Annotated in this window: 13 protein-coding genes and 2 pseudogenes; 5 read left to right on the top strand and 10 right to left on the bottom strand. The window is 68.1% G+C overall.

The genetic code is table 11. The annotated features are described in order from the left end of the window. The first annotated feature begins 250 nt into the window (after positions 1–250). Together ACIBI9_RS67365 and ACIBI9_RS67360 are read left to right on the top strand one after the other, a co-directional pair. Positions 251–1,096 carry an alpha/beta fold hydrolase gene (locus ACIBI9_RS67365; RefSeq protein ID WP_397239514.1) on the top strand — a complete coding sequence of 282 codons (846 nt, stop codon included), beginning with the start codon at positions 251–253 and terminating at the stop codon, positions 1,094–1,096. A gap of 119 nt (positions 1,097–1,215) precedes the next feature. Further along, positions 1,216–1,473, top strand: a pseudogene (locus ACIBI9_RS67360) (alpha/beta fold hydrolase); the annotation flags it as partial. A gap of 202 nt (positions 1,474–1,675) precedes the next feature. Here the strand turns inward: ACIBI9_RS67360 and ACIBI9_RS67355 are convergent. Together ACIBI9_RS67355 and ACIBI9_RS67350 are read right to left on the bottom strand one after the other, a co-directional pair. Further along, positions 1,676–2,887, bottom strand: coding sequence for a cytochrome P450 (locus ACIBI9_RS67355; RefSeq protein ID WP_397239512.1), 1,212 nt, complete (start codon positions 2,885–2,887; stop codon positions 1,676–1,678). A gap of 218 nt (positions 2,888–3,105) precedes the next feature. Continuing rightward, a complete protein-coding gene (locus ACIBI9_RS67350; RefSeq protein ID WP_397239510.1) occupies positions 3,106–3,564 on the bottom strand; it encodes a hypothetical protein in 459 nt (152 codons plus the stop codon). Between the two features lie 161 nt (positions 3,565–3,725). Between ACIBI9_RS67350 and ACIBI9_RS67345 the strand changes: the two are divergent. Further along, a pseudogene (locus tag ACIBI9_RS67345) lies at positions 3,726–4,265 on the top strand (transposase domain-containing protein); the annotation flags it as partial. A 202-nt stretch (positions 4,266–4,467) separates the two neighbouring features. Then, positions 4,468–4,659: a hypothetical protein gene (locus tag ACIBI9_RS67340; RefSeq protein ID WP_397239518.1), complete on the top strand. Its 192-nt coding sequence runs from the start codon at positions 4,468–4,470 to the stop codon at positions 4,657–4,659. Between the two features lie 87 nt (positions 4,660–4,746). Here ACIBI9_RS67340 and ACIBI9_RS67335 read toward each other — a convergent pair whose 3' ends face one another. The 6 genes from ACIBI9_RS67335 to ACIBI9_RS67310 form a co-directional block, all read right to left on the bottom strand. Continuing rightward, the gene (locus tag ACIBI9_RS67335; RefSeq protein WP_397239508.1) at positions 4,747–5,271 is read right to left on the bottom strand and encodes an RICIN domain-containing protein; all 525 of its coding nucleotides are present in this window, start codon (positions 5,269–5,271) and stop codon (positions 4,747–4,749) included. A gap of 290 nt (positions 5,272–5,561) precedes the next feature. Next, positions 5,562–6,155 (bottom strand): hypothetical protein, encoded by a 594-nt coding sequence (locus ACIBI9_RS67330; RefSeq protein ID WP_397239506.1) that lies wholly within the window; start codon positions 6,153–6,155, stop codon positions 5,562–5,564. A 105-nt stretch (positions 6,156–6,260) separates the two neighbouring features. Further along, a complete protein-coding gene (locus ACIBI9_RS67325; protein ID WP_397239504.1) occupies positions 6,261–6,872 on the bottom strand; it encodes a TetR/AcrR family transcriptional regulator in 612 nt (203 codons plus the stop codon). Positions 6,873–7,187: 315 nt separating this feature from the next. Next, positions 7,188–7,610: a nuclear transport factor 2 family protein gene (locus ACIBI9_RS67320; protein ID WP_397239516.1), complete on the bottom strand. Its 423-nt coding sequence runs from the start codon at positions 7,608–7,610 to the stop codon at positions 7,188–7,190. A gap of 104 nt (positions 7,611–7,714) precedes the next feature. Further along, entirely contained in the window at positions 7,715–8,002 is a 288-nt protein-coding gene (locus ACIBI9_RS67315; protein ID WP_397239502.1) for a hypothetical protein, read from the bottom strand. Positions 8,003–8,081: 79 nt separating this feature from the next. Continuing rightward, the gene (locus tag ACIBI9_RS67310) at positions 8,082–8,657 is read right to left on the bottom strand and encodes a ricin-type beta-trefoil lectin domain protein (protein WP_397239500.1); all 576 of its coding nucleotides are present in this window, start codon (positions 8,655–8,657) and stop codon (positions 8,082–8,084) included. Positions 8,658–9,503: 846 nt separating this feature from the next. Here ACIBI9_RS67310 and ACIBI9_RS67305 point away from each other — a divergent pair. After that, positions 9,504–9,647, top strand: coding sequence for a hypothetical protein (locus tag ACIBI9_RS67305; RefSeq protein WP_397239498.1), 144 nt, complete (start codon positions 9,504–9,506; stop codon positions 9,645–9,647). Between the two features lie 144 nt (positions 9,648–9,791). On the opposite strand, the gene ACIBI9_RS67300 is transcribed toward ACIBI9_RS67305, so the two are convergent. Both ACIBI9_RS67300 and ACIBI9_RS67295 read right to left on the bottom strand, forming a co-directional pair. Beyond that, positions 9,792–11,243, bottom strand: coding sequence for an NAD(P)/FAD-dependent oxidoreductase (locus ACIBI9_RS67300; RefSeq protein ID WP_397239496.1), 1,452 nt, complete (start codon positions 11,241–11,243; stop codon positions 9,792–9,794). Positions 11,244–11,350: 107 nt separating this feature from the next. After that, on the bottom strand, positions 11,351–11,571 hold a 221-nt coding region (locus ACIBI9_RS67295; protein WP_397239494.1), incomplete at its 5' end, for a hypothetical protein.

Genomic DNA, 11,571 nt, shown 5'->3' with positions numbered 1-11,571 from the left:
CGCCGCAAGCCGAGCAGTACTTCAGCCACCGGGAGAGTCGGCAACATCGGCCGGCTCGGCGGGTCGCCCTCGGACGGGCGACCCGCGGAGCCGTCATCCAAGCCCTCACGGCGCTCGTCGCCGATGCGGAGCGTCGCCCTTCCTCCCATGACGGGGCATACCGGGTCAACACGCCCTTGGTGGCCATGGCGGGGAGCACGTATTCCCCGCAGGACCGCCATCTGCCGGCAACAACCTTAAGGAAACCGCTATGTCCAGCTCTTCTCGCACCCGCTCGGTCGTTCGGACCCTCGCCGCCGTGGCCTTGGCTCCGGCCGTGGCCGGCTCGCTGCTGGCCACCACCGTGACCAGCAGCAGCGCCGCCACATCCCAGAACGACGAGACGGGCAAGGCCAAACCGACCATTGTGCTCGTCCACGGCGCCTTCGCCGACGCCTCCAGCTGGTCCGACGTCATCCGGCGCCTGCACCGTGAGGGCTACCCCGTCGTTGCGGCGGCCAACCCGCTGCGCGGTCTGGGCGACGACGCCGCATACGTGCGCAGCGTCCTGGGCACCGTGGACGGGCCCGTGGTCCTGGTGGGCCACTCCTACGGTGGCTCGGTCATCACCGAGGCCGCCGTCGGGGACCCGGACGTCAAGGCGCTGGTCTACATCGCCGCCTTCATCCCCGACGCCGGCGAGAGCGCCGGTGAGCTGGCCGGCAAGTTCCCCGGCAGCACCCTGGGCGAGACCCTGAGCACCTCCTCCTATCCGCTGCCCGGCGGCGGAACCGGCACCGAACTGACCATCAAGCAGGACAGGTTCCGCAAGCAGTTCGCGGCCGACGTACCCGCCACCACTGCCACGATCATGGCAGCCACCCAGCGGCCGGTCTCCACCCTCGCCCTGGAGGAGAAGGCCACCAAGGCCGCATGGAAGGACATCCGCTCCTTCGCGCTGATCGCCGGCCAGGACTACAACATCCCGCCCAAGGCCCAGCTGTGGATGGCCGAGCGCGCCAAAGCCCGCACCGTCACCGTCAAGGGCGCCTCTCACGCGGTCTCGGTCTCCGAACCCGCGGCGGTCACCGACCTCATCCGCCGCGCCGCCCGCTGAGAGGCCACGGGCGTACTGCACGAGCCGAGCGCCATGGTCCGGTAGCGGTTATGGGCCCTGCATGACGGACCTTACCGACTTGGGCACATCTCCGTTCACTTCCTTGAAAGGGGGTAATCATGACGCCTGTCATTCGCGGTTTCGGCTACCAGCGCGTCGCCGACGCCGTGTCCCTGAACGTGGCCATCGGCGGCTCGGGCAGCCCCATCGTGCCGCTGCACGGCTTCCCCGAGACGCACCTGATGTGGCGGCACGTCGCAGCCGATCACACCGTGATCGTTCCTGACCTACGAGGTTACGGCGCCAGCGACAAGCCCGCCGAAACCGGCCCCGATGTCTACTCCAAGCGCACCATGGCCGCCGATATTGTCACCCTGGGCTCGCACTGACCCGGCATCCGCACGGCCCGCTCCCGCACGCTCGGGGGCGGGCTTTGCCGTGGTCCAGTGCCGGCGGCAGCGGCCAGGGCACTTGGGCCGAAGCCGCCGCGGGAGCATCCTCAGCACTCGCCGCCTTGGCCAACGCCGCCAACTGGGCGCCCAGACCGACCGGCGGCGCTCCCACGCTGTCAGAAGGGTCTTATCGAAGGTGCACCGGGAGGGCGTCCAGGCCGTTGATCAGCAGTGACGCGGTCCTGGTGAGGGTGCCGGGGGGAACGGCCAGGCGCAGGGCGGGGTAGCGGTCGAGGAGCATGCCAAGGGCGACGCGCGCTTCGGTGCGCGCGAGTGGAGCGCCGACGCAATAGTGCAGGCCATGCCCGAACGCGGTGTGCGCGGGCGCCTCGCGGGTGATGTCGAGCACGTCGCCGCCCGGGAAATGCGCGGAGTCGCGATTGGCCGCGATCAGGGCCACGATCACGAGTTCGCCGGCGGGGATCATGACACCGCCGACCTCGACGGGCTCGGCGGTCCAGTACGGCAGCGTGTTCTGCAGCGGGCCGTCGTAGCGCAGCATCTCCTCGATCGCCGGTTCGAGCAGCTCGGGCCGCTCACGGACCAGGGCGAGCTGGCCGGGATGGGTGAGCAGCGCGCGTACGCCGTTGGCGATCAGGTGAGCGGTCGTCTCATGCCCCGCGATGACCAGGAGGTAGACCATCGAGGCCAGTTCGTCCTCGGAGAGCCTGTGCTCGCCATCGCGGGCGGCGAGCAGGTCCGAGAGCAGGTCGTTGCGCGGCTCGCGCCGCTTGTCCTCGATCAGGCCGCGGGTGTACGCGAGCATCGACAGCGCGGCCCGCTGGTATTCCTCGAAGCCGTGGATGTCCGGCGACACGATCAGCGGGGTCCAGCTCCGGAAGTCGGGTCTGGCCTCCATGGGGATGCCGATCAGCTCGCAGATGACGTTGATCGGCAGCGGGACCGCGAGGGCGGGGACGAGGTCCGCCACGTCCTGGTCGCCGAGCGCGTCGAGCAGATCGCCGGTCATCTGCTGGATTCTGGGGGCGAGCATCTCGACCCTCCGCCGGGTGAACACCGAGGTGATGAGCTTGCGCAGCCTCGTGTGGTCCGGCGGGTCGCTGTGAAGCATGCTGGTGTGGATGGCTCGGGCCTTGTCCTCGGCTAATCTGCTCGCGTACACGCCGGTCTGCCAGCCGCCCTTGACCAGCCGCGGGTCCGACAGCAGCGCCCTGGCCTCGGCGTGGCTGGTGACCATCCAGCCCTGCCGGCCGGTCGGCAGGGTCACGCGATGGACGGGCCCCTTGCTGGTGAGCTCCGCGTAGATCGCGTGCCGCTCTCCGTCGGCGACGGCGGTGAACGGGTTCGGCTGGGTGTCCCCGGTCGTGGGGATTGGCATGACGCTCCTCACTCTTGTGCACTGATTCTTTGGTTCGCGTAGATGACGTCCCTTCCACGGCCTTGCCAGGAAACGCGAGTCGTGCGGCCGGAAAGGGGGTGTGCCTTCCCGGCCGACGCACCAACGTCGGCCGGGAAGGCACACGCGTGATCACTGCGGTCCCTTACTCCGGTCGCCCCCAGTACTCCCACGCCTCCTTGCCGGTGGCGGGCGTGTCACTACCAGGTCAGATGCCGGCTGGGTGAGTCCAGGTAGGCTCGCTCGCCTTTGCACCACAGTTTGACGCGGCCGGTGTAGTTGCCGATTACCCCGCCCATCGGGTGCGGGTACTTGTAACGGTTGTCGTACCAGTGCACCGGGTCTCCGTCGTCGCTCCAGCCACGCGGCCCGAGATACTGCAACCTGATGCTGCAGACGGGGTCCGTGTCCACCCAGGTGATCCAGCTGGAAACGAGGGCTCTTCTGGTTTTATTGCTGGTCTGGATGCAGACCTTCACCCGCGCCTCGGCACTCCACCCCTCGGCGTTGATGGCGTCCGAGCGTACGGACTTCAGCGTTCCGCTCTTACAGGCGGTGCCGTCTGCGAGTGCCGGGGTTGCGGTCACCACGGCGGTGATCCCGGCGAGGGCGACCGCGGCCATGGCGCAACTCGCCGCCTTGGCAATTGGTCTGAACACTGATAGCTCCTCAAGTCTTCGGAGAAACGTTTCTGAGCAGCCAGAGTCTGGGAGAGGGAACTATTCGTCCACCAATCCGAAAGCTGTTCACTAACTGTCCGAACACCTGAGCGCGGCCGCTCTGACCGGGTCACGTCACTCGTCATCAGTCTCGGTTTTGAGTGTGCGATCGAGACGGCGGTGAACTTGGGCGTCGACTTACAGCGGGCGCGGTTTCCGGGGAGGTGATTTTCGGCTCCGCACAACGGACGACCAGTTCAGGGGCCCTGCCTCAAGGCCGGGCAGCTAAGGCTTTTCGGATCTGTCAATCGGCTGAGAGATGCAACGGGGCTCCTGGAGAGCCGATATCGGCGAAGGTCATCCGAAGACTGGAGTCCCGATGGGGGATCAGTTTGCCATTTCCCGGTGGTGCGGGAGTGTTCGCGCCGGGCCATCTGGGAGAGCTCGCCCGGGTGGTGCCGTTCGAGCTGGTGGATGCGGTGCTGGCGGGGACAGGGCGGGTGCAGCACCGGCTCCGGGAGCTTGCCTCGCGGGCCGGGGGTTATTCCTGCCAATTCGCGATGCGCCTGTTCCCAGAGGTCGGCTACCGGCTCGTCTGGGACAAGATGACCAGTGCCCCGGCCAGGCTGGCCGCTGTTGCTTCACCGACCACGAAGGCGTTACGCGACCTGCGCCGCTGGGTGGGCAGTGCGCCGATGCGAGCGCTGTTCGAGGTTTTTGAGCGGGCGCTGTTCGGGGTTTTTGAGCGGCCCGCCGGCGCAGTCAGTGACGCCCAGGGTTCGGTTCGGCCGCTATCGGACGGTTCCCTTCGACGGTTGCAGCTCACTGAAGGTTCCCGATACCGGCCGGAACCGGGCCTGGCTCGATCAGCGGGCCCATGGCGGCTAGCTCCAACTGGAGCTGATGACCCTGGTGGAGACCGGCACCCGCGCGGTGATCGGCGCCGTATTCGGGCCCACCGCCACGGGCGAGACCAACTACGCCAAGCGGCTGCTGCACCTACTGAAGCCGGACATCGGCACGGTCAAAGTGCGGATCATCGACACACAGATCACCGTGATCTGCGCCGACGGCATCGTCCTCACCGGCTCCTAGCGGCTGGCCACCACTTTGCGCGACGCCGCCGCTACGCCATCAAGCCCAAGCCACTACCAGCGCAGATCCAACCATGACCTCAAGACGTTACTTGAACGCCCACTTCTGCCACTGGTTGTCGGGCATGCACTTGCGGGCGTACACGATGAAGGGACTCTCGCTCTTGATGTCCAGACACTTTTTGGTGGCCCAGTTCTTCACGTGGCCGTCGCTGTAGCGGGTCCACTTCTGGTAGTTGCCCCCGTTGCACGGGTTGATCTTCACCGGCTGCTCGTCGCCGTCGCCGTTCGCGTCCAGGCAGTAGTGGATTGGGTAATGTGTGTCCTCCATTCCGTAGTGGCGGATGCTGTTTGCGCTGCCGTGCTGGAAGAGCATGTAGGTGGAGTTGAAGTGGCAGTTTGCCCCCATGACCTCGCCATAGAGGTGGACGCACTGCTTGGTCTGGTAGTTCTGAATATTGAACAGGAGGGCCGCCGTCTTGGACTCCCCAGCGGTGGCACCGGACGTGCCCGCCGTTGTTGCGAAGGCAGGCGGGGAGAACAGGCCCAGTGTCAGGACCGCGGCGGCCGCGGTCCCGAACAGGGCGCGTTGCGTCGGAGCACTCCGACGCATCCTGGCGTGAGTAGACATTGTTGACAGACCTTTCGGCGTGAGAACGAACGTTCGGTGCGCGTTGCGCCCCCATCTTCGGGTAGTGCGATGTCCGAATCTCAGGCCGTTTACTGACCACTTCATATCCTCGGCACGACATCCTGGAGGACGGAAATGTTTCCGGGGTCGTGGCCATGGTGCTTCTAAGCCTGACTCTGCCGGGAATCTTGGATGAAGCCTCGAGGTCAGCGGCAGGCGGCCGGGAGGGGGTGCGTCGTCGGCTGATGGCATGCCGCCGAGATGCTCGATGTTCACGGTGATGGCCGTAAGCACATGATGTAAGTGAGCCTGGTGAACCGTGCCACGATCAGTGGGGCCGCGGTGGGCGAGGATGTCGGGTAGGGGCCATGCCAGCCCGCGCTGATCTGGTCCTGGGGGCATGTCACCTGGCGGCGGTCGAAGTCGATGGGGAAGTCGTCCCGGCTGAAGCCTTCGTTCCTGCGGTGCTGGCGGGTGGGATTGCCCGGCAGCGGGCCGGTGACCGTCACCTGGTGTTCCCGGGCGGCTTGCTCCAGGTGGACCAGGGAGGTGTAGCCGCCATCGACCAGGTGCTCGGCGGGCAGTAAGCCGCAGCGGGAGAGCCGCGTGTGGATGCCGGGCAGGGCCTGGGTGTCGTTCGTGATGGCCAGGGTGGTGGTCACGTCTGTGATCACGTTGGCGCGATCGTGTGTGCACGTCTCGGTGACGTGTACAACGAAGCCCTTCCAACGGGGGACCTGCCCGCGGAGGGCATAGCGGGCGGTGAGGTCGTAGGGGGAGACGATCGCCAGCAACGAGGTCAGCAGCTCGCCGCACTCGTCGGTGCGCCAGCCTGCCGCGGGGGCGCGACCTGCGGACCGGCTCATCTGTCGATGCACAAGCCGTTCGCGATTTCCAAGCGGCTGGTGCGGGAGGCATGCGAGAGAGTCAAGGCCAATAAGGACGCCGCGCCCCAGAAGTGACCAAAGCCATCACGAAGACACGGCTATGGGCTCGGGTATCGCGATATCGACCAGCGCTTGAGCAACGGTACGGGCGGTGGCTTCGGCGCTCGGGTCGTGATCCAGCCAGGCACTGATGCCCGCGCCGTCGTACAGCAGGACGAGTTGGCGGGCCAATCCCTGGGGGTCGTTGGCCCCGGCTTGGTCGGCGAGATCGTGGAAGAGCGAGTGCAGCCAGGCGCGGTACTCGGAGGACACCTCATCGACAGCCCCGCCGGGTGGCGTGTTGGCGCCGGCGGTGACGAAGGCGGGGCCGCGGAAGCCCGGGGCGGCGAAGGACAGGCCCTGAACTTCGAAGACCCCGGTAAGGCGCTCCCGTGGCGTGCGGTAGCGCCGTTCGAGCTCGCGGCTCATGTGCTCCCGCGTGGCGGCGTGGCGGGCCCGCAGGTAGGCGCGCACCAGTTCTTCCTTACTGCCGAAGGTGTTGTAGAGGGTGGCCTTGGCGACGCCGGCGTGCTGGATGACGCGGTCGATGCCTACCGCATGGATGCCCTCGGCGTAGAAGAGTTCGTCGGCAGCGGCCAGCAGCCGGGCGCGGGCGGCGGCGCTGCGCTCCTGCGGAGCGGAAGGCTTGGCAAGCATGTGTGAATTCTCCCCTGGTCAGGCATCGTGCCGGATCAGCCTCGGGTGGATCGTTGCTCGATTCCCAGGCCGGTCCATGTCCACGAGGCGCTCATTTTGCCCGGCACGACGGTTCAGGGAGCGGGCCTCGCATCACGGCCGGGCATTCACACGGGCCGTCAATGTCATGTAGCTCGGCCGGCACCCGGAATCAACGGAACCACTGACGGCCAGACTCTGTAGTCGTCACCGTCGATGGCATCTGAGCAGCCGTCGTAGGGGCATCACGCCTGAAGCGGGAGAGGCCGGGAAATGTCATGGCTTGGCGGGTCGGGGCTACTGTGTCGCCCGCCACATGGACAGGCTGTCGTAGACAGTCTCGAATCGTTGCGCCATCCCATCCCTCAGGTGCCAGACATGGACGAACCTGGCCGCTCCCACCTTCCCGCTCGCTCGGTGCACCCCGCGGTACTCGCCCACGACGAAAAGCTTGTCGCCAGCCGGAGTGAGCTCGAAGGGGGTCACCTCGAAGTCGGCCCAGTCCGCGGCAATCGGTGCGAGGGCCATGCCGACGATCTTGTGCCTGCCGTAGAAAGTGCCGCCGCTCCCGGCACCGGCGATCACCGTCCACTTCACGTTGGGCGCCAGGCGCTCCTCGAACGCCTCCATGTTGCCGGTGGCCAGCGCCGAGTAGATCTCGGCGACGGTCCTGCGGTTGGTCGACTCGGTGGGGGTGAGGGTCTTCGCCTCGGTCTCCATCACGTATGGCTCCTTCGTCGTCTGGGCCTAGACGACCTCAACGGACTGTTCGTTTCCCAGGCCATTCGGCTACCGACTTTTGTCCACTCCGGCGCGGACGGTGCTCATGCCCAGGAGTGCCCATGCCGCTCAGGGCGATCACGGGCAAGGGCCTGCCCGCCTTCGCCTGGCGCGCGGCCCAGCCCGGACCGGCTTTCACCGCGCGGGCGAACATGCGTTCCGGTCCTGACCGTCCAACACGGTCGCCCGGGCCCGTCCGGCAGGTAGGTGAGCGCAACGGTGCGGGTACGCCCGTCCAGCCCCCGCTGTGTCGTCAGCAGGAGCAGACCGCTGCCTTTCGCCGAACCGGTCTGGAGCTCATCGATGAACTTCTGGTCGGTCTCGCTGAGCATGCCGACACCGCTCCAAGGTCAACGGCGCCTCCAGGCGCCTGGTATGCAGTCGTATGGACCTAGACCGCCGCGCGGGACACTAGTCGCCCGCGAGCGGTGCGGCGAACCACTGCTGGAGCGGGTTGCCGCTCTTGCACGAGCCGACTCCTACCGCGGCGTTGCGCCGTGCATTCGCCTCGGCGCTGGTCACGCACTTCTTCGTCGCGAAGTTCTGGATGACGAAGGCGTCCTTGAAGGCGCCCGGAGCGTTGAGCGCCAGTTTGAACGCCCACTTCTGGGTCTGCTTGCCGCCCACGCACCGGGCGACGAACAGTCGATTGCCGCTGTCGGTCTCCAGGCACACGGTTTGCCCTCGAACGAGCTTCCTGCTCACCAGCTTGCCGCCGTTGATGAAGTTCCACTGCTGTTCGGTGTCACCGCCTCCGCGGGCGAACCTGCTGAAGACCCTGCCCTTGCCGCTGGCACCGACGTCGCCGACCTCCAATTGCAGGTTGGTCCGGCGGTTGCTGAGGTTCAAGGTGCTGGCGGGCGGGGCGGCGGCTGACGTCCCTGCGGCGGCGCCGGCCGGGGCATTGGCGGAAGCGGCCGCGGGCGCGGCGACAGCGGTGGCGGCCAGAGCCGCGATCACGGCACTGATGGGCAGGGCAGACTTCATGACGTTCTCCTAGTAACAACGTGGCAGGACGAGCGTTCGCCCAGCCATGTGGGTCAGCTGACCTGATCGCATTGCTGCATCCGGAGTTGGCGGGCGAGGGCCGAATCTAGGCGTGGGTACTGTCCGTTCCACAGACCACTTTCTGGCCGATTCCCGCCCATTGGTGCGGCAGCGTCGTGACGCGCACTCGCCAGGGCGCGGCTGGGATCGGCCAGGTGGAGCGCGGTGTGGTTGGACCGCTGACCTCACTCCCGCAAGAGAGTAGAACCTGCCATCGACCGACCTAGGAAGTGAGAATCGTCCAGGGCGATCGTGAGACATCGTCCGCTACTGACGTCTGAGTGCTGGAGTCCGTACGCCCTGCTCAGCGGGGAGCAATGAGCCAAGTTGCCCGGGGTCCTTTTCGAGTTGGAGAGTGCCGGAGCCGCGACGCACAGCCCGATCGCCGGCGCCTGGGCGATCCCGGCCGTGGGCGGCCGGCTGCCCGGTGAAGAGCGGTTGGACTTGCTCGGGGCCCGCCGTCCGGTGCTGGAGATGGCGCCGGCCGCCGTCGCCGCCCGCACCCGTGGTATCACGGTCAACCGGGGCGTCACAGCGTCGGGGTTGGTGACAAGCGACTCGAGGGCACCAGGCCGGCCGCACGTCAACGCCGTGGTCACCGCAGGCGGCAGGTCTTCCGCGCCGATCTGGTGGTGGACGCGGGCGTGCCGGTCATGTCCGGATCGGGGAGCAGGCGCCGCGAACCCTTTCGCGAGGGGCAGCCGGTGGCCACCGGCGTGGTCAACGTGGGGGACGCGTGGGCGGCTATAGACCTGGGACGAGCACCGGCTGGCGGAGCTGGAAGGCGTGCGGCGCGGCCTGCCCTACGTCAGCGACGACCCGAGCTGGGCCGTCGCCAAGGCACAGGACACGGCCAAGCTCCTCGACGGTGACCTGCTGCGCGCCGTGGCGGACATCGCCTGGACGTGTGCCACCCCCGAGGAGGTCTGAACGTACCGAGCCGCTGCGAGCGCATCGCCACGTTCGGCGGCGGCGCCCTCCGCTTCCCCGAGCGCGGCGCGACCCGTGCGAAGCTACTCGCCGGCTGGTTGTACCGGCGCAGAGGGTTGATCCGGAGGCCCCGCGCGAGGAGCGCTAGGGACGGGCGCTGTGAATCGCCGCCAGCAGGCGGCCACGCGCCGGTCCCTGTGCCACGAAGCGTGGAGAATCCCCGGCGAGCGTGAGCGCCTTCGTGTCCAGGCCGGTCGCCTCGATCGCCTCCTGCGGTGTGGCGAGGAGGTGAGCGACGTCGGCGACACCACGGAGCACGTCGCTGTCCAGGAGCGTGGCCGCATCCAGCGCCTTGCTCAGCAGCCACTCGGCATCGCCACTCTCGTACGGCCGGCCGCGACGCTCACCGTCGAGCTCGGCGAGCCGATGCCGGTCCCAGCGGCCGAGCCGTTCGCACACGGGCGCGAGCACGCCCTGGCTCACCTCGTCGAACCGCAGCGTCAGCTTTTCCAGGGCGTCCAGGCCTTCAGCGCGTACCGCGTCGCGCAGCAGGCTCGCGTGCGTGAACGCCATGGACATACCCAGCCCGAACAGCGGATTAGTGACTGCCCAGGCGTCTCCTAAGGGCAGGAGCCCGTGCACCACCGGCCGCCCGCCAGCCACGAGCCGGCTAGGATCGATCGCCCCTTCAGACGCTCGCAGGACGTCGCTGATCGGGATGCCCGCGGCCCACTGCTCCACGTTCGGGAACATCGACGCGGCCCTCTGCCAGACTCCGGCATGCCGGAGTTCCCGCAGCTCCACGTCATCTCGCGATACGGCCAGCGTCACCGACCAAGTCCCCACGTCACCCGGCAGCACCAGGGTGGACAGGTTGTCGTGATGCTCCAACGGCCGGATCGGCGGCGCGGGCATGGGGCCGGCGAAATGCCTGGAGTAGTAGGCGAACCCCGAACCCGCGTATCCCCGGGCGGTGCCTGTCCCGGTGGCGTCTGGCTCTGCGGCGTCCGGCTCTCTGGCGTCCGGCTCGCCGAGCATCCCGGCGAGTTCCCTCCTCCGCCCGGTCGCGTCCAACACCAGGTCGGCGCGGATGGCCTCACCCTCGCCGGTACGCACCCCGCGCACGCGCGGCCGCCCGCCTTTCACGGGAGCGTCGACCAGCAGCCCGGCCACGGTGACGCCCCGGCGGACGGTGACGCCCGGCGCTCGCCCGGCCACCAGAGCCAGCGCCGCCTCCAGGACAGGACGGCGGGCGGCGATCGTCTCGAACCGCTCGTCGCCCTCCCGCGCCGTGCCCAGCGCACCCTCCCGACAGGAACCGGCGAGAGAGTTGTGCACGATGGCGCCCGCGCGCTCCAGCTCGGCGGCCACCTCCGGCAGCTCGTCCCGCAGTAGCCGCCAGCCCGCCGCCACCAGCCGGTGCGGCAGGCGGAACTGGCTCACGCCCGGCCGCTGCCACAGCTCCCACGCCCGATGGATGTTGCCCGGGCCGTCCCGGTCCCGGTCGAGCACAGTGACCCGGTGCCCGTCGGCGGCGAGTAGCAGGGCGGCGACCAGACCGGCGGGACCGGCCCCCGCCACGACGATGTCCGACATCTTCGACCTCCTAGATCCTGGGAGGGTCAGCGTGCGGCAGGCGACTGCTCACTCACCAGGCCAAACAGCTGCCACTTCTTGGCATCTCCCGACAACACGGTGTCCTGTCAGACCGCGGTCCGCAGAGGTCCCCTATGCAGGTTGAGCACCAGCCGCTCCACGTCCGCCTCAGCCACCGCCCGCAGGAGCAGGTCGCGCGGGTGACCACCAGCATGGTGCCGTCGGTGCCGGTGATGGCGCCCGCGTTGTCCACTCACCAGGTGCCGGCGTGAGCAGCCGTGCATGGCCTGGCCCTCGTGGTGGTTCAGGTCATGCTCGGCTTGCGGCT

It is taken from the genome of Nonomuraea sp. NPDC050451, from assembly GCF_044458585.1.
This window is presented reverse-complemented; position numbering and strand designations above follow the sequence as displayed.

Coding starts and splice junctions, on each gene's coding strand:
- ACIBI9_RS67325 (WP_397239504.1), bottom strand. CDS start 6,872: ATGCTTGCCAAGCCTTCCGCTCCGCAGGAGCGCAGCGCCGCCGCCCGC.
- ACIBI9_RS67340 (WP_397239518.1), top strand. CDS start 4,468: ATGACCCTGGTGGAGACCGGCACCCGCGCGGTGATCGGCGCCGTATTC.
- ACIBI9_RS67300 (WP_397239496.1), bottom strand. CDS start 11,243: ATGTCGGACATCGTCGTGGCGGGGGCCGGTCCCGCCGGTCTGGTCGCC.
- ACIBI9_RS67310 (WP_397239500.1), bottom strand. CDS start 8,657: ATGAAGTCTGCCCTGCCCATCAGTGCCGTGATCGCGGCTCTGGCCGCC.
- ACIBI9_RS67315 (WP_397239502.1), bottom strand. CDS start 8,002: ATGCTCAGCGAGACCGACCAGAAGTTCATCGATGAGCTCCAGACCGGT.
- ACIBI9_RS67355 (WP_397239512.1), bottom strand. CDS start 2,887: ATGCCAATCCCCACGACCGGGGACACCCAGCCGAACCCGTTCACCGCC.
- ACIBI9_RS67365 (WP_397239514.1), top strand. CDS start 251: ATGTCCAGCTCTTCTCGCACCCGCTCGGTCGTTCGGACCCTCGCCGCC.
- ACIBI9_RS67320 (WP_397239516.1), bottom strand. CDS start 7,610: ATGGAGACCGAGGCGAAGACCCTCACCCCCACCGAGTCGACCAACCGC.
- ACIBI9_RS67330 (WP_397239506.1), bottom strand. CDS start 6,155: ATGAGCCGGTCCGCAGGTCGCGCCCCCGCGGCAGGCTGGCGCACCGAC.
- ACIBI9_RS67335 (WP_397239508.1), bottom strand. CDS start 5,271: ATGCGTCGGAGTGCTCCGACGCAACGCGCCCTGTTCGGGACCGCGGCC.